This window comes from Novosphingobium acidiphilum DSM 19966 (genome assembly GCF_000429005.1).
Lineage (GTDB): Bacteria > Pseudomonadota > Alphaproteobacteria > Sphingomonadales > Sphingomonadaceae > Novosphingobium > Novosphingobium acidiphilum.
In genome coordinates this window covers 68902-90097 of sequence record NZ_AUBA01000009.1, presented here as the reverse complement: position 1 = coordinate 90097, position 21196 = coordinate 68902, and the positions used below count along the sequence as shown (strand labels likewise).

General features: G+C 64.4%; 22 protein-coding genes. 12 read left to right on the top strand and 10 right to left on the bottom strand.

Translation table 11 applies throughout. The annotated features are described in order from the left end of the window. Window positions 1–5: 5 nt before the first annotated feature. Both hisH and hisB read right to left on the bottom strand, forming a co-directional pair. Window positions 6–623, bottom strand: coding sequence for an imidazole glycerol phosphate synthase subunit HisH (gene hisH / locus G404_RS0109790; RefSeq protein ID WP_028640918.1), 618 nt, complete (start codon window positions 621–623; stop codon window positions 6–8). After that, window positions 616–1209: an imidazoleglycerol-phosphate dehydratase HisB gene (gene hisB, locus G404_RS0109785; RefSeq protein ID WP_028640917.1), complete on the bottom strand. Its 594-nt coding sequence runs from the start codon at window positions 1207–1209 to the stop codon at window positions 616–618. The genes hisH and hisB overlap by 8 nt, the downstream gene beginning before the upstream one ends. A gap of 156 nt (window positions 1210–1365) precedes the next feature. Between hisB and G404_RS0109780 the strand changes: the two genes are divergently transcribed. Genes G404_RS0109780 through G404_RS0109765 form a run of 4 tightly spaced genes read left to right on the top strand, consistent with a single transcriptional unit; the run spans window position 1366 to window position 3846 of the window. Then, window positions 1366–1851: an SspB family protein gene (locus G404_RS0109780; RefSeq protein WP_028640916.1), complete on the top strand. Its 486-nt coding sequence runs from the start codon at window positions 1366–1368 to the stop codon at window positions 1849–1851. A 30-nt stretch (window positions 1852–1881) separates the two neighbouring features. Beyond that, window positions 1882–2265 carry a hypothetical protein gene (locus G404_RS19835; protein WP_051280483.1) on the top strand — a complete coding sequence of 128 codons (384 nt, stop codon included), beginning with the start codon at window positions 1882–1884 and terminating at the stop codon, window positions 2263–2265. Window positions 2266–2296: 31 nt separating this feature from the next. Beyond that, on the top strand, window positions 2297–2947 hold the full coding sequence (gene gmk, locus G404_RS0109770; protein ID WP_028640915.1) for a guanylate kinase: 651 nt from the start codon (window positions 2297–2299) through the stop codon (window positions 2945–2947). Window positions 2948–2958: 11 nt separating this feature from the next. Then, entirely contained in the window at window positions 2959–3846 is an 888-nt protein-coding gene (locus G404_RS0109765) for a metallophosphoesterase (RefSeq protein WP_051280480.1), read from the top strand. Window positions 3847–3930: 84 nt separating this feature from the next. Here G404_RS0109765 and G404_RS0109760 read toward each other — a convergent pair whose 3' ends face one another. From G404_RS0109760 to G404_RS0109750, 3 genes are all read right to left on the bottom strand, one after another. Continuing rightward, the gene (locus G404_RS0109760) at window positions 3931–4731 is read right to left on the bottom strand and encodes an SDR family oxidoreductase (RefSeq protein WP_028640913.1); all 801 of its coding nucleotides are present in this window, start codon (window positions 4729–4731) and stop codon (window positions 3931–3933) included. Window positions 4732–4742: 11 nt separating this feature from the next. Next, window positions 4743–5882 carry an acyl-CoA dehydrogenase family protein gene (locus G404_RS0109755; RefSeq protein WP_028640912.1) on the bottom strand — a complete coding sequence of 380 codons (1140 nt, stop codon included), beginning with the start codon at window positions 5880–5882 and terminating at the stop codon, window positions 4743–4745. A 77-nt stretch (window positions 5883–5959) separates the two neighbouring features. Beyond that, entirely contained in the window at window positions 5960–7123 is a 1164-nt protein-coding gene (locus G404_RS0109750) for an acyl-CoA dehydrogenase family protein (protein WP_028640911.1), read from the bottom strand. A gap of 417 nt (window positions 7124–7540) precedes the next feature. Between G404_RS0109750 and G404_RS0109745 the strand changes: the two genes are divergently transcribed. From G404_RS0109745 to G404_RS0109720, 6 genes are all read left to right on the top strand, one after another. Next, entirely contained in the window at window positions 7541–8287 is a 747-nt protein-coding gene (locus G404_RS0109745) for a bacteriorhodopsin-like (RefSeq protein WP_028640910.1), read from the top strand. Window positions 8288–8418: 131 nt separating this feature from the next. After that, on the top strand, window positions 8419–9258 hold the full coding sequence (locus G404_RS18730; protein WP_169719697.1) for a beta-carotene 15,15'-dioxygenase, Brp/Blh family: 840 nt from the start codon (window positions 8419–8421) through the stop codon (window positions 9256–9258). Between the two features lie 137 nt (window positions 9259–9395). Continuing rightward, window positions 9396–10268, top strand: a complete 873-nt coding sequence (locus G404_RS0109735; RefSeq protein ID WP_028640909.1) for an SDR family NAD(P)-dependent oxidoreductase — start codon at window positions 9396–9398, stop codon at window positions 10266–10268. A 139-nt stretch (window positions 10269–10407) separates the two neighbouring features. Beyond that, complete coding sequence (locus G404_RS0109730; protein WP_028640908.1) at window positions 10408–11700, top strand: acyl-CoA dehydrogenase family protein; 1293 nt, start codon at window positions 10408–10410, stop codon at window positions 11698–11700. Between the two features lie 61 nt (window positions 11701–11761). Further along, entirely contained in the window at window positions 11762–12853 is a 1092-nt protein-coding gene (locus G404_RS0109725) for a Zn-dependent alcohol dehydrogenase (protein WP_028640907.1), read from the top strand. 12 nt (window positions 12854–12865) lie between these two features. After that, the gene (locus tag G404_RS0109720; RefSeq protein WP_028640906.1) at window positions 12866–13945 is read left to right on the top strand and encodes a phosphotransferase family protein; all 1080 of its coding nucleotides are present in this window, start codon (window positions 12866–12868) and stop codon (window positions 13943–13945) included. A gap of 44 nt (window positions 13946–13989) precedes the next feature. Here the strand turns inward: G404_RS0109720 and G404_RS0109715 are convergent, their stop codons facing one another. Together G404_RS0109715 and G404_RS0109710 are read right to left on the bottom strand one after the other, a co-directional pair. Beyond that, window positions 13990–14664 (bottom strand): DUF2846 domain-containing protein, encoded by a 675-nt coding sequence (locus tag G404_RS0109715; protein WP_245584476.1) that lies wholly within the window; start codon window positions 14662–14664, stop codon window positions 13990–13992. 50 nt (window positions 14665–14714) lie between these two features. After that, a complete protein-coding gene (locus G404_RS0109710) occupies window positions 14715–16259 on the bottom strand; it encodes an amidase (RefSeq protein WP_245584475.1) in 1545 nt (514 codons plus the stop codon). Between the two features lie 191 nt (window positions 16260–16450). On the opposite strand from G404_RS0109710, the gene G404_RS0109705 reads away from it, so the two are divergent. After that, on the top strand, window positions 16451–16867 hold the full coding sequence (locus G404_RS0109705) for a secondary thiamine-phosphate synthase enzyme YjbQ (RefSeq protein ID WP_028640903.1): 417 nt from the start codon (window positions 16451–16453) through the stop codon (window positions 16865–16867). A 75-nt stretch (window positions 16868–16942) separates the two neighbouring features. Further along, a complete protein-coding gene (locus G404_RS18725; RefSeq protein ID WP_036520998.1) occupies window positions 16943–17128 on the top strand; it encodes a hypothetical protein in 186 nt (61 codons plus the stop codon). Between the two features lie 25 nt (window positions 17129–17153). Here the strand turns inward: G404_RS18725 and clpB are convergent, their stop codons facing one another. The 3 genes from clpB to G404_RS0109685 form a co-directional block, all read right to left on the bottom strand. Then, the gene (gene clpB, locus G404_RS0109695; RefSeq protein ID WP_028640902.1) at window positions 17154–19733 is read right to left on the bottom strand and encodes an ATP-dependent chaperone ClpB; all 2580 of its coding nucleotides are present in this window, start codon (window positions 19731–19733) and stop codon (window positions 17154–17156) included. 64 nt (window positions 19734–19797) lie between these two features. Continuing rightward, a complete protein-coding gene (locus G404_RS0109690) occupies window positions 19798–20427 on the bottom strand; it encodes a glutathione S-transferase family protein (protein WP_028640901.1) in 630 nt (209 codons plus the stop codon). Window positions 20428–20456: 29 nt separating this feature from the next. Beyond that, window positions 20457–20993 carry a GNAT family N-acetyltransferase gene (locus tag G404_RS0109685; protein WP_028640900.1) on the bottom strand — a complete coding sequence of 179 codons (537 nt, stop codon included), beginning with the start codon at window positions 20991–20993 and terminating at the stop codon, window positions 20457–20459. Between the last annotated feature and the right edge of the window lie 203 nt (window positions 20994–21196).

The following is a 21196-nucleotide window of genomic DNA, read 5'->3' as shown; positions in this document are numbered from 1 at the left end:
TTCTTTCAAGGTTTCCAGCCGAGAAAACGGGCGAGCAGCGCCAGCCCGTAGTCCTGGCTCTTTTCGGGATGGAACTGGACCCCAAGCACCGTGTCGCGCGCCACGGCGGCCACCAGGCCCCCGCCATGATCGGTGATCGCGGCGATGTCCGACGCCTGATCCGGCACGAAGTGATAGGAATGCAGGAAATAAGCCTCGCCCGGCACGATCAGGCTGCCGCCATGGGGCGCCACATCGTTCCAGCCCATATGCGGCACCTTGATCGTGGCTTCGGCCGGTTCGATCCGCCGCACTTCGCCGCCGATCCAGTCAAGGCCATCGGTTACGCCGAATTCGATACCGCGCGTCGCCAGCAGTTGCATGCCGACGCAGATGCCCAGAAACGGCACCCCGCCCGACTGCACCCGCTCGGTCATCGCCTCGACCAGTCCGGGCACCGCGCGCAGCGCGTCGACACAGGCGCGGAACGCGCCGACGCCGGGCAAGACGATGCGGTCGGCGGTGCGCACCAGGGCGGGATCGGCCGTCACCACCACGCCATCGCCGCCCGCCGCGCGCAAGGCATTGGCGACCGACCGCAAATTGCCCGCGCCGTAATCGATCAGCGCGGTGACCTCAGCCACCCAGCTGACCCTTGGTCGAAGGGATGGCATCGCCCTTGCGCGGATCGATCGCGACAGCCTGCCGCATCGCGCGGGCAAAACCCTTGTAGATGCCTTCGATCACGTGATGGTTGTTGCTGCCATACAGACACGCGATGTGCAGCGTGATCCCTGCGGCCTGCGACACCGACTGGAACCAGTGTTCGAACAGTTCGGTGTCCATTTCGCCCAGGCGCGGCTGGGTAAACATGGCGTTCCACACCAGGATCGGACGACCTGAAATATCGAGCGCGACCCGCGCCAGCGCTTCGTCCATGGGGGCGTGCGCCTCGCCATAACGGGCGATGCCCTTTTTGTCGCCCAGCGCCTGATGGATCGCCTGGCCCAGCGCAATCGCGCTGTCTTCGCAGGTGTGGTGCTGATCGACGTGCAGATCGCCGCGAACACGCAGCGCAACATCGATCAGCGAATGACGGCTGAACTGTTCGACCATGTGATCGAGAAACCCGATCCCGGTCGACACCTCATAGGTACCGGTGCCGTCCAGATTGACCGTGACGGCAATATCGGTTTCGGCGGTGGTGCGGGCGATTGTGGCGATGCGCATGGAAAGCGCCTATAAAGCCGATGCGCAAAAAACGGGAACGGGTTTTTGTCAAAAAATCGTCCATCTGCGATTTCGGGCCACACCGCGCACGAACTTGTCCGGCAACCCCTATTCGGTGCTTGACCCTTGCGCCCGGTGGCGTCATTTCCCTGACTTATGAGTGAAGCGCCCGACAGCCTGATCCCCTATGACGAAATCGTGCAGGAGGCGCTGCGCGCCGTGGTCGGCCGCGTGCTGGGCCAGGTGGAAAGTTCGGGCGGCATGCTGCCCGGAACGCATCACTTCTATATAACCTTCAAGACTGCGGCGCCGGGGGTTTCGATCCCGACCCGTCTGAAGGAACGCTTTCCCGATGAAATGACGATCGTCCTGCAAAACAAGTTCTGGGATCTGAAAGTTACCGATACCGGTTTTTCGGTGGGTCTGTCGTTCAGCCAGATCCCGTCGACCCTGGTCATTCCGTTCAGCGCGATCACTGCATTTGTCGATCCGGCGGTCGATTTCGGCCTGCAGTTCCAGGCGGCCGGTGACCTTGACGAAGATCTGCACGAAGATGCCGAAAACGACACCCCCGACACGCCGGCGGCCACTGCCGATGACGGATCGAATGTGGTAACGGTGGATTTCGGCCGCAAGAAATAGCGCTGCCGGGGCCGCAACAAGGATCGGGCCATGGCGTTTTTCAAAAAGAAGCAACCCGCCGCCACACCGGCCGACTCCGGGCCGGACCACGGCAAGCCCCCGTTGCTTTCGCCGTTGTTGTCAGTGATTGCGGCCGATCTTGCGCTGCGCGCGGGCCAGACCCTGATGCGGCGCGGGGTGGAACGCGGGCTGCTGGGGGGCAAACCGGCGAAAGGCGGCCGGGTGATTCGCGGCGCTACACTGAAAGAGACCGTGGTTGGCACCGTCATCGCCGAAGTCGCGCGCCGCTCGGTGCCCGGCGCCATTCTGGTCGGGGGCGGATTGCTGGCCAAGGCGTTGCGCGACCGCCGCCAGGCGCGCAAGCCACAAGGCCGGGCCGCCCTGCCCGCGCCCGACGATGATAACACCGCTTGACCTTGACCCCTGTGGTTTGCCACTTGCGCGGATGACCCAAGATCACGTTTCGAACGACGCGCTGCACCGGCGCGGGCTGATGTTCATCCTGTCGTCGCCTTCGGGGGCGGGCAAGACCACGATTGCGCGCAAATTGCTTGAGGCGGAACCCGAACTGGGGCTGTCGGTATCGGCCACGACTCGGCCGATCCGCCCCGGCGAAATCGACGGGCGCGATTATCACTTCATTTCGCAGGCCGAATTCGACCGCATGGTCGACACGAACGAATTCTATGAATGGGCCCATGTCTTCGGCAACAGCTATGGCACGCCCAAGGGACAGATCCGCACCGGATTGAAACTGGGGCAGGATTTCCTGTTCGATATCGACTGGCAGGGTACGCAGCAATTGCATCAGAAGGCCGAGGCCGACGTGGTGCGCGTGTTCATCCTGCCGCCAAGCCTGGACGAACTGCGCCGCCGTCTGGAAGGGCGCGGCACCGACAGCCAGGAGGTGATCGGTGCCCGCATGGCACGTGCGCAGGCCGAAATCAGCCACTGGGACGCGTACGACTATGTCGTGGTCAACGACGATGTCGAAACCTGTTTTGAAAAAGTGCGCCAGATCCTGGCTGCCGAACGCATGCGGCGAAAGCGCCAGACCGGTCTGATCGATTTTGTAAGGCAATTGACGCGCGACTGACGCGCCGGACAATGCTGGCGCCTATCCCGCCGATCGGACCCCCCACCAAGCCCATGCGACCCTATCGCCGCATCCTTGCCGCAGGCCTGCTGCTGGCCCTGACCGCGCTGGTGGTGATCGGCTGGCGCGAGGCACGGTCCGATCCGGTGGTGCGCCAGGCCACGTTTGTCACCGCGCGTCTGCCGCATGGCACGCCACCATTGCGCGTGGTGCTGATCTCCGACATCCATATCGGCAATGCGGCGATGCCGCCTGCGCGGCTGCAACGGATCGTCACCCAGATCAACGCGCTGCGCCCCGATGCGGTGCTGATCGCCGGCGACCTGGTCAATGGCTATGCCCCGCACAACCGCGATTTCCGGCCGTGGGACATGGTCGGCCCCTTGTCACGTCTGCATACGCCGCTGGGCACCTTTGCCATGCTGGGCAATCATGACACCGCAACCGCGCCCGACACGGTGGTGGCCGCGTTGCGGCGCGCCGGCGTCACGGTGCTGCGCAACCATGCGGCGCGCGTCGGGCCGATCGCGCTGATCGGGGTGGAGATGGACCGGATGGATGCGTGGGACATGGCCCCGCTGATGGACGAGGCACAGCGCCTTGGCGGCCTGCCCGTGATCATGACCCATGCCCCGCCGGGACCATCGACCGTGCCGTCGGCGGTGCCGCTGGTGCTGGCCGGGCATACCCATTGCGGCCAGATCGTGTTTCCCGGCTTCGACAACTCGTTCGATTATCTGCACTGGGAACAGCGCTATGAACCGCGGTTCCGTTGCGGGCTGGTGCAGACGCCGGGCTATACCATCGTGGTCACCGCCGGCCTGGGTGCGGCCACGATACCGCCGCTGCGGCTCAATGCGCCGCCCGATCTGTGGCTGATCACCATCAGGCCGCTGTGACTGTGGTACCGACCCCCTGCCCCGACAGGGCAGGAGGTCGGCGCGCACTGTCACCGCGACAGACGTGTCATCACCAACGCAGGTTCAATGCCCCGACGGATCGGTGAATTCGGACGGGATCCAGCCGTTGACGATACCGCCGTCGATCGGCAGCGGCGTGCCCACCACATAGTCGCCGGCGCGGCTGGCAAGATAGATCGCGCCGCCTGCCATGTCTTCGATCGTGCCGACGCGGCGCGAAGGGATGCCCGCAGCCGACTTTTCGGGTGCAAGCTTGGCCGCCTTGTTCATTTCCGACGGAAACGCGCCGGGGCAGATACAGCTGGCCACGATATTGTCGCGGATCAGCCGCGCGGCCATGCGCTTGGTCAGGTGGACAACCGCGGCCTTTGACGCCTGGTAAGAATAGGTTTCCCACGGATTGATCCGCAGTCCGTCGATCGAGGCGATATTGATGACCTTGGCCGGGTGATCGACCGCCGCCGCCTTGAGCAGCGGCAACAGCTGCTGCGTCAGGAAAAACGGTGTCTTGACGTTCAGGTTCATCACCTTGTCCCAACCCATTTCGGGAAAGACTTCGAAATCGGCGCCCCATGCCACACCGGCGTTGTTGACCAGGATGTCGAGCTTGCTTTCGCGCGTGGCCAGATCCTCGACCAGCGCCTCGATCCCCGCGGTGGTGGAAATATCCCCCGGCAGCGCGATGCAGCGATCGCCCAGCCGCGCGGCGGTTTCGGCCACCACTTCGGCCTTGCGCGCAGTGATATAGACGCGCGCGCACCCGGCATCGAGAAAGCCCTCGGCAATCATCGCGCCGATCCCGCGCGACCCGCCGGTTACAACCGCAACGCGGCCTTCAAGGCTGAACAGCTTTGCAAAATCCATCGATCTGGTCCTCAATAGCCCGACAGCGTGGCAACGCGGTCGGCGTGATAGCTGGCATCGCCAAGGAATTCGGCGAGCGCACGGTCGCGCTTCATGTACAGGCCGATGTCGTATTCGTCGGTCATGCCGACGCCGCCGTGCATCTGCACGCCTTCGCGCACCGCCAGGTTGGTGGCCATGGTCGCCTTGGCCTTGGCCACACTGACCATCAGATCGGCCTGCGCCGATCCGCCGTCGAGCAATTGCTGCGCCTTGATCACCGCGGCATCGGCAATTTCGAGTTCGGCATAAAGATGCGCGGCGCGGTGTTGCAGGGCCTGGAATTCGCCGATCAGTTTGCCGAACTGCTTGCGCACTTTCAGATAGGCGGTGGTGATCGCAAAGGCCCCGCTGCCCACCCCGGTCAATTCCGCAGCGGCGCCGATCCGCCCGGCGTTGAGCACGGTGTTCAGCAGCGCGCGCCCGCCATCGACTTCGCCGATCACCGTGCCGCCGTCGATTTCGACCCCGTCAAAGGTGACGTGGCTGGCGATCGAACTGTCGACCAGCCGCACCGCATTGTGGCCGATGCCTGCGGCATCGCGCGGCACCGCAAACAGCGTCACGCCGTCGGCATCGCGATCGCTGCCCGAAGTGCGTGCCGCCACGATCAGCGCATCGGCAGTCGCGCCGTAGACCACAAAGTCCTTCCTGCCGGTCAGGCGAAAGCCGTTGCCCGCGCGTTCGGCCTTGACCGCGATGCGTTCGGGCCGGTGCTTGGCACCTTCGTCCAGCGCCAGGGCCAGCACGCTGTCACCCGCAACGATCCCCGGCAAATAGCGCCCCTTCAGATCGTCCGATGCATGTGCCAGCGCGGTTGCGCCGATCACCGCGGTTGAAAGAAACGGCGACGGGGTCAGATTGCGGCCCACTTCGCGCAGCACGATCCCCGCTTCGACATGGCCCAGCCCCAGACCGCCATCGGTCTCGGCCACGCAAATTCCGGTCAGGCCCATTTCGGCAAACTGTTTCCACAGCTTCGGGTCATAGCCGGCCGCATCGTCGGCATCGCGCAGACGCCGCAATTGCGCCTTGATCGCGCCTTCGTCGGCGATGAAGCCGGTGACGGTTTCGGCCAGCATGGCCTGGTCTTCGGTATGGTACAGCGGCATTTCGCCCTCCGCAAAATCAGGAATTGTCGTGGTGTCAGGGTTCGCGTCCGCCGCGGCGGACGCGAACCCTGACACTGCTAGGCGCCGGGCAGATCGAGGATGCGCTTGGCAACCACGTTCAGCATCACTTCGCTGGTGCCGCCTTCGATCGAATTGGCCTTGGTCCGCAGCCACCCGCGCGAAGGCGCACCGCCGCGCGTTTCGGCGCTGTCCCATTCCAGCGCGGTCGATCCGCCGGCCGCCATCAGCAGTTCGTGCCGCCGCTTGTTCAGTTCGGTGCCCGAATATTTCATCATGTTGGGCTGCGCCGGGTGGGCTTTGCCCACTTTGGCTTCGTCGAGGAACTTTTCGCCCATTGCCGCAAAGGCCAGAGCATCGATATCGAACAGCGCAAGATCGGCACGCAGCACCGGATTGTCGATGCCGCCCTGGCGGTTGACCACCGCACCGATCGCGTTGAGCCGCTCACCCCCGCCCGCGCCCGAAATCATCTCGCGCTCGTGGCCCAGCAGGTATTTCGCAACATCCCAGCCGCGGTTCAATTCGCCCACGATCTGCGCCTTGGGCACGACCACATTGTCGAAAAAGGTTTCGCAGAACGGCGAATTGCCGCTGATCAGCTTGATCGGCCTGGTCGAAACCCCGGGCGTGGTCATGTCGAACAGCAGGAAACTGATGCCCTGGTACTTGTTCGCCTTGTCCGTGCGCACCAGGCAGAAAATCCAGTCGGCCTTGTTGGCATAGCTGGTCCAGATCTTTTGCCCGTTGACCACCCAGTGATCGCCCCGATCCTCGCCAAAGGTCTGCAAACTGACCAGGTCGGACCCGGAACCCGGCTCGGAATACCCCTGGCACCAGCGGATTTCACCGCGCGCAATCTGGCCCAGATAGTGCACTTTCTGGTCTTCGGTGCCGAATTTCAGCAGCGCGGGGCCCAACATCCAGATGCCAAAGCTCGACAGCGGCGGACGTCCGCCGATCCGTGCCAGTTCTTCGCGCCAGATCTTGGCCTGCGCCGGGTTCATCCCCGCGCCGCCATAGGCCTGCGGCCAGTCGGGCACGGTATAGCCCTTGGCCACGCAGACATCGAGCCACTGCTTCTGTGCCGCGCTTTTGAACACGAAATTGCGGCCGCCCCAGCACACATCGTCCTCGTCCTGCACCGGCTTGCGCATCTCGGCGGGGCAATTGGCTTCAAGCCAGGCGCGGATCTCCGCGCGGAAAGTGTCCAGATCGGTCATTACGGGTTCCTCTCGCCTGATCAGGCCGCGGCGTGATCTTAAGCGAGAGGTTAAGGCGAGTTGCACGGCCCATCAAGCCCGCATTTCAGCGATTTGCGCCACGTACCACCGGCATTCAGCATGCCGTAGCGTCAAGCCGCTTCGCAGACGCGGTGCCTGAACCCGCACGGCCCGCCTTGCACGAAAAGGCAGGGCAACGACGCGGATCATCGGGCACGGACGATCCGGCCGGCCCAAGGCCCGGACATCTGTCAGACGGCGCAAATACGCCGCAAATCCGGCGCGGCACGGCGCACCGGCCGGTTTGGTCGCAGACCCGTGGCACAAAAGTTCATGTTGTCGCCATTCAGAACAGGTGTAATCGTGATTAAATCGACAGTCGTATGTCATATCTAAAGTTTGCCACAGAGATGGTATATGCAGGGCATAACCCTATTTCAATATTCGCTTATTTATAATGCATTTTCATTCACTTTTGCAGCAATGGCTGCCACGACTCTGTTTTTGTGGCTGGGACGTTCGGAATTTTCGCGCAATTATCGCACCGCGGTAACCGTATCCGGGCTGGTTACTTTCATCGCCGCCTATCACTATTTGCGGATTTTCAACAGCTGGGAAGCGGCGTTCGATGTGAAGAACGGCGTGGTCGCGGTTACCGGCTATGCCTTCAACGACGCCTATCGCTATGTCGACTGGCTGCTGACCGTGCCGTTGCTGCTGGTTGAACTGGTGCTGGTGATGCGGCTCGACGCAGCCGAAACCAGCCGCAAGGCCTTGACCCTGGGTTCGGCAGCAGCACTGATGATCGTGCTGGGCTATCCCGGCGAAATCGCCAGCGACATTCCGACCCGCGCCTTGTGGGGCACGTTGTCGGCGGTCCCGTTCGTATACATCGTATGGCAACTGTTCAGCGGACTTGGTGCCTCGATCGAACGTCAGCCCGAAGCCGTCAAGGGTCTGGTCAAGCAGGCACGCCTGCTGACTTTTGCCAGCTGGGGGTTCTATCCCATCGTCTATATGGCACCTTATGTGCACCTGAGCGGTCCCGATGCCACGACCACGATCCAGGTCGGCTATACGCTGGCCGATCTGGTGGCCAAGGCAGTGGTCGGCGTGCTGATCTTCAACATCGCGGTGCGCAAATCGCGGCTTGAAGAGGCCTGATGCAGGCCGCTGCCCGGTCGCCTGCACCGCGCGCGCGACAACCGGTTTGTAACAACGAAACCTGGTCGGCACCCGCCGGCCAGGTTTCGCCGTTGTTCTGGCCATTGGCCGTGCTGGCCTGCGGTTGCGGCATGGGATCGCGGTTTGGGTGGTGGGCAATCGACAGCGCACCGGTTACCGCGACGGCGATCGCGGTCATGCTGATCGGCGGATTGCCGCACGGGGCCTGCGACATGGCGCTGGCAGCGACCGCCTGGCGCACCGGCCGGCGGCTGATGGCGGCACTGGTCACAGCCTATATCGGCGTGGCCGCGGCCATGGCCATGCTGTGGTGGCTGGCTCCGGTCTTGGCGCTGCTGGTGTTTCTGGCGCTGGCCGCGCTGCATTTTGGCGAAGATTGGGCGATGCTGCCGGCCGGGCTGTTGCGCCTGATGGCCGGGCTGGCGGTGATTGCCACCGCCGCGCTGGCCGCGCCGCAGGCGGTGGCCGCGCTGTTCACGGCGATGACCGCATCGCCGCTGGGCACGCCGATCGCGGCCTGGGCGGCGGCGATGGCACCCATGACACTGCTCGTCACGCTGGTCGGGCTGATCCTGGCATGGCAGGCCGGGAACCGGGCCTGGGTCATGGCCCAGACCATGAGTTATGCCTGCCTGCTGACCTTGCCCCCGCTGATCGGGTTCGGCGTGTTTTTTGTCGGTCTGCATGCCCCGTTGCACTGGCGCCAGGTGGTGCGCGCGCTGCCGCCGATGCGCCACGGTGCCGCAAAGCATCAGGGCGCCGGCCTGACCGTGCTGGTGCTGGCAATCTGGCTTGGCGCGCTGTGGGGCAAGGGGTTGCTGATGGCGCGCCCGGCCACGCTGTTGCTGGTGGGGGGCGATGCGTTCTGCCTGCTGTCGATTGTCGCCGCGCCGCATCTGGCGCTGTCGCTGGCGCTGGAACGCCATGTCCGCCGCCCTGGCCACGGCTGACCTGCCGGGCTGAACGCCACCGATCATCGAACACGGCCCTGTGCCGTAGCGTCGGGCGCAGGCCCATTGACGCACCGCGCGATGCGCCCCAAGCTTGTGCCAAACATGCAACCATTCGGGACAGGATTACCACCGCCATGAGCACGCCTTCACGGTTCGCCGGGAAAACCATCGTCGTCACCGGCGCCGCTTCGGGCATCGGCCGCGCCACCGCGCTGGCTTTTGCGGGCGAAGGCGCGATCGTCTATGCCGCCGACATCGATGCCGAGGGTCTTGCCGCCACCGCGGCTGCGTCAAACGGTGAAATCCGCACACACCTGACCGATGTTACCAGCACCGAGGATATCCGCGCGCTGATGGATCGCGCCGGCGCCGAAACCGGCGGTATCGACGTGGTGTTCAACAACGCCGGTGCCGGTGGCGATCGCGCGCCGATCGACGAAATCGATCCGGCCGGGTGGGACCGCACGATGGATCTGCTGCTGCGGTCGGTCGCGTTCGGCATCCGCTATGCCGTGCCCCACATGAAGGGCCGCGCTTCGGCCCGGTCCGGCGGCGCGGCGATCATCAACACATCGAGCGTGGCCGCGATCGGCCCCGGCTATTCGCCCAGCGCCTATGCCGTGGCCAAGGCCGGCGTTCTGCACCTGACCAAAGTGGCGGCGGCCGATCTGGCCAGGCACGGCATTCGTGTTGCCGCGGTGCAGCCCGGTTTCATCAACACCAATATCTTTACCCGGTCGCTCGACCTGACCGGCGATACCGAAACCATGGCCAAGGCGGCGATTTCGCAGATGTCGCAGGCAGCCCAGCCCGTGGCGCGCGGCGGCCAGGCGCAGGACATCGCGCAGGCCGTGCTGTTTCTGGCCAGCGAAGCAGCCGCGTTTGTCACCGGCACCAGCCTGATCGTCGACGGTGGGCTGACCGTTGGTCCGCGCCACAGCTGGGACCCTGACAGCCCCGGGCTGTTCGAAGCGCTGGAACAGCTGGCCGCGGCACCAAAAGCCTGAATTGTCCGCCAGTTTCAGCCAAGCGGGCAAAGTTGCTTGATCTGGCGCAAGGCTTGGCGCAGAGATTTAACCGACAGATTAAAACCACCGCTCAAACCCCTGGGATTCGGCGCCTGACCGGCGCCATGGAGAGGCTGACATGGATTTCGATCCGACCGAACGGCAAGTGTACTGGCGCGACCGCGTGCGCGATTTCATCGAACACAACGTTCGCCCCCGCGTGGGCGATTACAAGGCCGAACAGCGCACCGGCGACCGCTGGAAAGTGCTGCAGGTGGTTGAAGAGGAAAAGGCCCGGGCCAAGGCGGCGGGCATCTGGAACCTGTTCATGCCGCCGCGCAATTCAGGGCATCACCACGTCGATGACACCTTCGAATTCCACGGCCCCGGCCTGACCAACCTGGAATATGCGCTGTGTGCCGAGGAAATGGGCCGGATCGGCTTTGCCAGCGAAGTGTTCAACTGCTCTGCGCCCGACACCGGCAACATGGAAGTGCTGCACCGTTATGGCACCCGCGCGCAGAAGGACGAATGGCTCGAACCGCTGATGAACGGGCGCATCCGTTCGGCGTTTCTGATGACCGAGCCGCAAGTCGCCTCGTCCGATGCCACCAATGTCGAAACCTCGATCGCGCGCGACGGTGATCATTACGTGATCAACGGGCGCAAGTGGTGGTCGTCGGGCCTGGGCGATCCGCGCTGCAAGGTGCTGATCGTGATGGGCAAGACCGATTTCGAGGCCAAACGCCATTCGCAGCAATCGATGGTGCTGGTCCCCACCGACACGCCCGGCGTGGAAATCGTGCGCCACCTGCCCGTGTTCGGCTACGACGATGCGCCGCATGGCCATATGGAAGTGCGGCTGAACAACGTTCGCGTGCCGGTTGAAAACATCCTGCTGGGCGAAGGCCGCGGGTTTGAAATCGCACAAGGGCGCCTCGGGCCGGGCCGCATCCACCACTGCATGCGCACGATCGGCGTGGCCGAAGAGGCGATCGCCAAGATGGCGCGCCGCCTGCAAAGCCGCGTCGCGTTCGGCAAGAAGATTTCCGAACATTCGATCTGGGAACAGCGCATTGCGTCGGCGCGGATCGACATCGACATGACCCGCCTGTTGTGCCTGAAAGCGGCCGACATGATGGACAAGGTCGGCAACAAGGCCGCCGCGCTGGAAATCGCGATGATCAAGGTGCAGGCCCCCAACATGGCGCTGCGGATCATCGACGATGCAATCCAGGCCCACGGCGGCGGCGGCGTGTCGGAAGATTTCGGCCTGGCCGAAGCCTATGCGCATCAGCGCACGCTGCGCCTGGCCGATGGCCCGGATGAAGTGCACAACCGCGCCATTGCCCGGATCGAATTCGCGCGCCACACCGACAAGCCTGGCACCGCGAGCGATTTCAGCTCGGGCGACCTGGGCGTTGCGCGCTGAACACTGACCTTGCGCCCGTCCGTGCCGCGCACGGACGGGTGTTCCACACAGGAACCCTGCGATGAGAGCTGCCGTTCTGCACCAAGCCGGCACCCCGCTGGTGATCGAAACGCTGAGCGTGGCCAAGCCCGGCCCGCACGAAGTGCTGATCCGCACCCATGCCTGCGGGCTGTGCCATTCCGACCTGCATTTCATCGAGGGGTCCTATCCCCACGCGATGCCGTGCGTGGCCGGGCACGAGGCGGCGGGCATTGTCGAAGACGTCGGCAGCGAAGTGCGCACGGTGAAAAAGGGCGATCATGTCGTCACCTGCCTGTCGGCGTTTTGCGGCCATTGCGAATTCTGCGTGACCGGACGGATGGCGCTGTGCCTGGGCGCCGAAACCCGGCGCGACAAAGGCCAGCCATCGCGCCTGACGCGCGACAGCGATGGCGCGGCGGTCAACCAGATGCTGAACCTGTCGGCCTTTGCCGAAATGATGCTGATCCACGAACACGCTTGCGTGGCGATCGATCGCGACATGCCGCTCGATCGCGCGGCGGTGATCGGCTGTGCGGTCACCACCGGCGCGGGGGCGATCTTCAACGCGTGCAAGCTGACACCGGGTGAAACCGTGGTCGTGGTGGGGTGTGGCGGGGTGGGCCTGGCCACGATCAACGCCGCCCGGATCGCGGGCGCCGGCCGTATCATCGCCGCCGACCCGATCCCCGAAAAACGCGCGCTGGCCATGAAACTGGGCGCGACCGATGCAATCGACGCGATGGCGTCCGATGCCGCCAAACAGATTGTTGAACTGACCAAGGGCGGGGTCGATCATGCGATCGAAGCCGTCGGCCGGCCGCAATCGGCGGCACTTGCGGTGGCCAGCCTGCGCCGCGGCGGCACCGCAACGATCCTGGGCATGATGCCGCTGGCCGAACGGGTCAGCCTGTCGGCGATGGACCTGCTGTCGGGCAAAAAGCTGCAAGGCGCGATCATGGGGATGAACCGGTTTCCGGTCGATCTGCCGCGACTGGTTGATTTCTACATGCGCGGGCTGCTCGATCTCGACACGATCATCGCCGAACGCATCGCGCTCGACCAGATCAACGCCGGCTTTGACAAGATGCGCGCAGGGCATTCCGCGCGCTCGGTCATCGTGTTCGATGCGTAAGGGATTTCAGCAATGACCACGCCCCCGGCAATGGACGCACAGGCCGCATTTACCGGCACCGTCGTGCCGCAAGGCGATGACCGGCTGGACGAGGCAAAGCTGACGCAGTGGTGCCAGGCGCATGTGGCGGGCTTTGCCGGCCCGCTATCGGTGTCGAAGTTCAAGGGTGGGCAGTCAAACCCGACCTATCGCCTGGACGCGCCATCGGGCCCCTATGTCTTGCGGCGCAAGCCGTTCGGCAAACTGCTGCCTTCGGCGCATGCGGTCGATCGCGAATACAAAGTGCAGGCGGCGCTGTCGGCGCATGGCTTTCCGGTGGCGGCGCAATACGGGCTGTGCACCGATGACGCCGTGGTCGGTTCGTGGTTCTATGTGATGGGCTGTGTCGACGGGCGCACGATCTGGGACGGGGCCATGCCCGGCGCCACGCCTGCGCAACGCCGCGCGCACTATTTTGCGATGGTCGACACGCTGGCCGCGCTGCACCGGCTTGATCCCGACACCATCGGCCTGGGCGATTATGGCAAGCCGGGCAATTATTTCGGGCGCCAGGTCGATCGCTGGACCAAGCAGTACCGCCTGTCGGAAACCGAAACGATGCCCGAGATGGAACGGCTGATCGACTGGTTGCCCCAGACCCTGCCCGAACAGACCCGCGTCAGCGTGGTGCATGGCGATTACCGCATCGACAACCTGATCTTTGCACCCGATGCGCCGCGTGTGGCCGCAGTGCTTGACTGGGAACTGTCGACGCTGGGCGATCCGCTGGCCGATTTCACCTATTTCTGCACCGCCTGGGCGCAGGACAACGGCGGGCGTTCGGGGGTGATGGATCTGGATCGCCAGGCGCTGGGCATTCCCGAACTCGACGAAGTGGTCGCGCACTATTGCGCACAGACGGGGCGCTGCGGGCTCGACAATATCGACTGGTACCTGGCCTACAATTTCTTCCGCCTGGCCGCGATCATCCAGGGCATCAAGAAACGCGTCATCGACGGCACTGCGTCATCCGCGCATGCCAGGGCGATGTCGGAACGAGTGCAACCGCTGGCCGCGCTGGCGCTGAGCCATGGCGTGCGCGCGGGGGCATAACCAAACGCCGGGTGCGCCGGTCAGACCCGACGCACCCGCGGTTGTCATTGTGCGGCCGGTGTGGGTGCCGGAGCAGTGGCCGGCGCAGGCGCAGGCGCAGAGGCGGGTTCTGCCGCCGGGGCTGATTGTTGCGCAACGGCAGCCTTGATCTGTTCGTCGGTCAGCACGTTGGGGCCGATGCGGTCCTTTTCAACCGATTTCCAGGTCTTTGAGGTGAACATCACCTCTTCAACGACTTCCAGCTTGGGTCGGCCAACCCAAAAGCCCACCTCGATGTGGCACTTCGCAAAATTGGTCTGGCCAGGCTTCAGGTCGAAAAAGATTTCGTCCTTGGCATCGGACGACACCGAATAGGTGTGCCTGCCCGGGTCGGTGACAAGAATGAAAAACCGGCGCGGGGGCAGCGAACTGATTTTGGTCTTGCCCTCGCTCACCGCGCAGCTGATTGCCGAACCGGCGTAGCCACCATCGCGAAAAAACACCACTTGCGACTTGCCCGGCGGGGGCGATGGCACAATGACCTGCTCTGGCATTTCGGGACTGGCCAAGGCCGGAACCGCTGACATGACCAAAGGCAGCACCGCAATGGCGCGAACGTGTTTCAGCATGAATCCCCCTCCGCCCAGCCAGCAGAATGCTGATTTCGCTAACGAATCGCCGGGCAGGCTAAACCTAATGGAGTGATTGCGATTTGCAAAGTAATCGCCCTGGCGGGGCATTGATCCATTTTGACGTAAATCGCATAGCCGATGTATTCGTGTAAACAGTTTCAGATCAACGGCTTTTTCGCCAGAATATCCTCTGCTGCCACCTCATACGCGGCAGCAGCGGCCAGGCATGCTGCCTCGTGGTGGATCGGGGCGACGATCTGCACGCCCATCGGCAGGCCGGCGGGGCTGAAACCGGCGGGCACGGCCAGCGACGGCGCGCCCGACAGCGTAACCAGGCACACCGCCTGCATCCATTCGTGGTAGGTTTCCATCGTGCGCCCGCCGACCGCTTCGGGCCAGTGCTGGTCCACCGGAAACGGAAACACCTGCGCAGTCGGCACGATCCAGTAGTCATAGCGTTCGAACAGGCGGGCAACAGCGCGGGTCCAGCCGGTGCGGATCGCCGATTGCGCGGCGATGTCATAGGCCGACAGGCCCAGGCCGCCTTCGACTTCCCACACCGCTTCGGGTTTGAGCTGCGCGCGGGTTGCGGGATCGCGGTACAGCGGCAACAGGCCCGGCCCGGTGTAGAAATGGCGCGTCCGGACAAAGGCGCGCCAGACATCGGCAACGGGATAATCGGGCACGGCCGTTTCGACATGTGCGCCCATCGCGGCAAACCGGTCCAGCGCCTGGCGACAGACATCAAGCACGCCCGGATCGAACGGCACCGCGCCGCCGAAATCGCCCGACCAGGCAATGCGTTTGCCCTGCATCGCGGCCGGTTCGACCGCGCGCAAGGCTGCGGCATCGGATTCCATCGCCAGCGGCATGCGCGGATCGGGCCCGGCCATGACCGACAGCAGCAGCGCCAGATCGCCGACATTGCGTGCCATCGGGCCGGTTACACTGGGCGCGACGATCCAGTCATCGTGCCCATCGGAGGGGATGCGGCCCAGGCTGGTGCGAAATCCGAACACATTGTTCCACCCCGCCGGGTTGCGCAAAGATCCGCCATAATCGCTGCCATCGGCCAGCGGCACCATGTGCGTGGCCAGCGCGACAGCCGCGCCGCCGCTACTGCCGCCGGCCGACAGCGCCGGGTTCCACGGGTTGCGCGTGGTGCCCCACACCGGGTTGTAGCTGTGCGAACCCAGCCCGAATTCGGGGGTGTTGGTCTTGCCGATGAACACCACCCCGGCGCGGCGCAGGCGTTCGGCCACCATGCCGTCGTTGCTGGCAATCTGGTGCGCAAAGATCGGCGATCCCTGGGTCCATGGCAGTCCCGCCACCGGTTCCAGATCCTTGACCGCGTGCGGCAGGCCGTGCAGCGCCCCCAGCGCCGCGCCGCTGGCCACGGCGGCGTCGGCCGCGGCGGCCTGCGCCAGCAGCGCTGCCCGATCGCGCATTCCGACAATGGCGTTTACCCGCGGGTTGACCGCCTCGATCCGGTCCAGAAACGCGGTCATGACCTCTGCCGCCGAAATCTGCCGCGCAGCGATGCCCGCGGCAAGCTGGCGCGCGGTCCATCCGGTCAGCGGGCCGCCCGGCACAGGTGCGGCCACCGCGCGATGACGCCCGATCAGCGCAGCAGTAACCGAGGCCAGCGCGATCATCGATCGGCGCGACAGGCGGGGGCGGGCAAAGCGTGCAGGCGCGGTCATGCGTGGCATCACACCCCGCCACGTCCGCGTTGGCAAGCGCCAAACACGAAGGAATGCGGTTTCATCGCATGGTACGCTGTGGTTCCAGGCCGTCGCGCGATCGTCCGCCCCGGCTGCATCTGCCGCAGGGGCGGCATGGCCTTCGGCAATAGGCGTTTCCGTTACGACACAAATTCGCCTATCATTGCGCCATGCGGCAGGCCTCAGGCGAAATCTTTGTCGATACGACCGGCCCGGGGCTGGTGGAGATCACCGCAACCGTGCGCCGGTGGATCGAGGCGCAGCGGGTGACGACCGGGCTCGTTTCGCTGTTGTGCCGCCACACCTCTGCATCGCTGATCATCCAGGAAAATGCGGCCGATGCCGTGCGTGAAGATATCGTGCGCTGGCTGGGCTGGGTTGCGCCCGACGATGCGCCGTTTGCGCACGACGAAGAAGGACCCGACGATATGCCCGCGCATATCAAGGCGATGCTGACCGGGGTCACGCTGTCGATCCCGGTGCTGAATGGTGTGCCGGCGCTGGGCACGTGGCAGGGGCTGTTCCTGGTCGAACACCGCCACGCCGGACAACGGCGACGCATCGCACTTCATCTGATGGGCGAATGAACCTGTTCCTAAGGTGTGTTTGCCATAGCCGCACGATTGCACCCGAACGCGGTGCCGAAACCGGGCGGTGACAGGATGGATACGGCGTTTCACCAATTCGACGAAAAGGACGCAGATGCCGGCGTGCTGCAGGCGGCGGTGCTGATGCAACGCGCGCTCGATCTGCTCGATCTGGCGGGCGAAGTGCGTGCCGCGGTGCATTTGCAACACGCGATCGACACGCTGTGCATGCGGCTGCCCGGCAGCGGACAGCCGCATTGACCCGCGCGCCGGGCGTGATCGCGCTTTACGCCACCTGAAACGTCAGCGCGCCATCGCCTTCGTCGATGTGCACCACGTGCCCGTCGGGAATTTCGCCCGCCAGCAACCGGTCGGCCAGTGGATCCTGCACATAGCGCAGCACCGCGCGTTTGAGCGGGCGTGCGCCATAGACCGGATCATACCCCACCCGGCCCAGCCAGCGCTTGGCCGCGTCCGACAGGTCGAGCGTGATCTTGCGATCTTTCAGCAGCGCGCCCACGCGTGCCACCTGCAGTTCGACAATCGGGGCCATATGGGCCTGGCCCAGCCGGTGGAACAGGATGATTTCATCGAGCCGGTTGAGGAATTCGGGCCGGAAATGCGCGCGCACCACGTCCATCACTTGCGGTTCGACCGCCGACACATCCTGATCCTCGTCCAGATTGGCAAGGTACTGGCTGCCCAGATTGCTGGTCAGGATGATCAGCGTGTTGGTAAAATCGACCTGGCGCCCCTGCCCGTCGGTCAGCCGCCCATCGTCGAGCACCTGCAACAGCACGTTGAACACGTCGGGATGCGCCTTTTCGACTTCGTCGAACAGCACCACCTGATACGGCCGCCGCCGCACCGCCTCGGTCAGAACGCCGCCCTCGTCATAGCCGACATAGCCCGGAGGCGCGCCGATCAGGCGGCTGACCGCGTGTTTTTCCATGAATTCGGACATGTCGATGCGCACCATCGCGTTGTCGTCGTCGAACAGGAAACCCGCCAGCGCCTTGGTCAATTCGGTCTTGCCCACGCCGGTAGGCCCCAGGAACAGGAAACTGCCCAGCGGGCGGTTGGGGTCCTGCAACCCGGCGCGCGCGCGGCGCACCGCCTTTGACACCGCGGTCACCGCATCGGATTGCCCGATCACGCGCGCGCCCAGCGCGTTTTCCATGTTCAGCAGTTTCTGGCGTTCGCCCTCGAGCATGCGATCGACCGGAATGCCGGTCCAGCGGCTGACCACGCCGGCAATATCCTCGGCCGTCACTTCCTCGCGCAGCAGCGCGTTGTGCGACTGGCCCTGCGCCTCGGCAATCTGGCGCTCAAGTTCGGGGATGCGGCCATAGGCCAGTTCCCCGGCGCGGCCCAGATCACCCTGGCGCTGCGCCTGTTCAAGTTCGCTGCGCGCAGCATCGAGTGCCTCCTTGATCCTGCCTTCGGCCGCGATCTTGTCGCGTTCGTTCTGCCAACGCGTGGTCAGTTCGCTTGACTGCTGTTCCAGATTGGCCAGTTCGGCGCGCAAGGTATCCAGCCGATCGCGCGATGCGGCGTCGGTTTCCTTGGTCAGCGCCATGTCCTCGATTTTCAGCTGGATGATCCGCCGGTCAAGGTTTTCGATTTCCTCGGGCTTGGATTCCACCTCCATGCGGATGCGGCTGGCCGCCTCGTCCATCAGGTCGATCGCCTTGTCGGGCAGGAACCGGTCGGCGATATAACGGTTGGACAGCGTCGCGGCGGCCACGATCGCGGCATCGGCGATGCGCACGCCATGGTGCAATTCGTATTTTTCCTTGATCCCGCGCAGGATCGAGATGGTGTCTTCCACCGTCGGTTCGCCCACGAACACCGGCTGGAACCGCCGCTGCAACGCCGGGTCCTTGTCGATGTATTTCTGATATTCATCCAGTGTGGTGGCGCCGATGCAATGCAGTTCGCCGCGCGCCAGCGCCGGCTTCAGCAGGTTCGATGCATCCATCGCGCCTTCGGTCTTGCCCGCACCGATCAGCGTGTGCATTTCATCGATGAACAGGATGATTTCGCCTTCGGCACCTTTGACCTCGTCAAGCACGGCCTTCAGCCGTTCTTCGAATTCGCCGCGATATTTGGCACCGGCAATCAGCGATCCCATGTCGAGCGACATCAGCCGCCGGTTGCGCAAGGATTCGGGCACGTCGCCATTGGCAATGCGCAGCGCCAGGCCTTCGGCAATCGCGGTCTTGCCCACGCCGGGTTCGCCGATCAGCGCGGGGTTGTTCTTGGTGCGGCGCGCCAGGATCTGGATCGTGCGGCGAATTTCCTCGTCGCGGCCGATCACCGGGTCAAGCTTGCCCTCGCGCGCGGCCTCGGTCAGATCGCGGGCATATTTCTTCATCGCGTCATACGCGTTTTCGGCGCTGGCGCTGTCGGCATTGCGGCCGCCGCGCAGCGCCGAAATCGCCGCTTCGAGCGCCGGCGCGGTGACATTGGCGGTCTTCAGCGCCTGCCCGGCAGCGGTCGTGGTGGCCAGCGTCAGCGCCACCAGAATGCGTTCGACGGTGACAAAGCTGTCGCCCGATTTGCCCGCAATCTGTTCGGCCTGGTCAAGCAGGCGCACGGTATCGTTGTCGAGCCCAGGCGAATTTTGCGCGCCTGCGCCACTGACCGAGGCAATTTTGGCAAGCGCGCGGTCCACTTCGGCCTGCGCCAGCACGGCATTGCCGCCGGCGCGCTGGATCAATCCGCTGGCCATGCCTTCGCTGTCTTCAAGCAGCACCTTGAGCACGTGTTCGGGGGTGATCCGCTGATGGTTCAGACGAATGGCCAGCGTCTGTGCGGCCTGCAAAAAGCCCTTGGCGCGATCGGTGAATTTTTCGAGGTTCATGACAAAACGGTTCCTCCTGTACCCCCGAAGGTAGTGTGGCATATTCGCCACACAAGGAGGTGGATCAAAATTCGCGTGTTTTGGGTTGAGCCGCCCGCGCCGCAAGATAAGCCGGGCGGGCTGCCAGGCGTTGCCAATAGGCGGATGTCAGCGGTTCGAACCCGTCGTCGAGTTTCAGATTGCGCGCCAGCAGCAGCGCATAGCCCACCGAAATGTCGGCGCCGGTAAACCGTTCGCCCAGCAACCACGCGCGTCCATCGGCCAGCGCGCGTTCGACATGGCGGAGACGAACATGGAACCACCGCGCATAGTCCTGCGCCACCCCATCCAGCCCGCGATCGGGTTCGAGCCGGGTATAACGCAGCACCAGCGTCTGCGGAAAGGTCAGCGTCGCCTCGCCGAAATGCAGCCAGTTGCAATACGCGCCGTACTGCGCATCGGCGACCGCCACGCCCAGCCGTTCGGGCGCGTGGCGTGCGATCAGATATTCGACGATCGCCGCACTTTCGCTCATCACCGTATCGCCATCGGTCAGGAACGGGATCGTGCCCAGCGGGTTGATGGCGAGATAGGCCTTGTCATGCCAGCGCGGCGGAAACGGCAGCATTTTCAGGTCATAGTCCAACCCGATCTCGTGCAGCGCCCACAGGGCGCGGAACGAGCGGGCATCGGTGCAGTGATACAAGGTGATCATGGTTGTGCGGTGTGGCGCGCAACCGTCGATCACGCAAAGCGTTTTTCAAGCAGGACAAGATGCGGATCGCCCTCGATCCCGTGCGCGGCAAAGCCGTTTTCGCGTTCGAGCGCGATCGCGGCGTGATTGTCGCGGTCTTCGATGGCGATCACGCGTTTCAGCCCGCGCCGTTGTGCCTCGGCCGCAACCATGTCGAGCAGGGTCCAGCCAAGGCCGCGCGCGCGATAGTCGCGGTGGATCGAAATCGCCACTTCGCCGGTGTCCATTGCCGCATCGCACGCCAGCATGGCCGAAGCGACCAGCGCGCCGGTGGCCTTGTCGAACGCGACATAGCTTTCGGTGCGCCAGTGATCGACATGGGTCAGCGCGTCGATCTGGTCGGCGCCGACATGACGCACCGCCGTCAGAAAGCGGAACCGACGATCATCATCGCTGACACCATCGAAAAAGGTTTCCAGCGCGGGGCTGTCTTCGGCAGAGGCGGGGCGCACCAGCAAAATGACGCCATCGCGGGTGACATATTCGGTGACTGGGGCACATTCGGCACGCGTGGCGGGTACGGTCATGGCGGGCATCCTTTGGGGTCGGGCGGGCTTTGATCGGGTGATCCTGGGCGATGTGGGTCCGGGCGGCGTTGATCCAGAGCAAGGACCCGATTGCGATTTGCGCAATCGTAGGTGCACCGACCGGTTCGGCTTGCGTTTTTGCGCGCCTTCCACTAGTGGCGCGATCATCCCGCTAAGGTCCGGACCGCTGTGCATGGCACGCG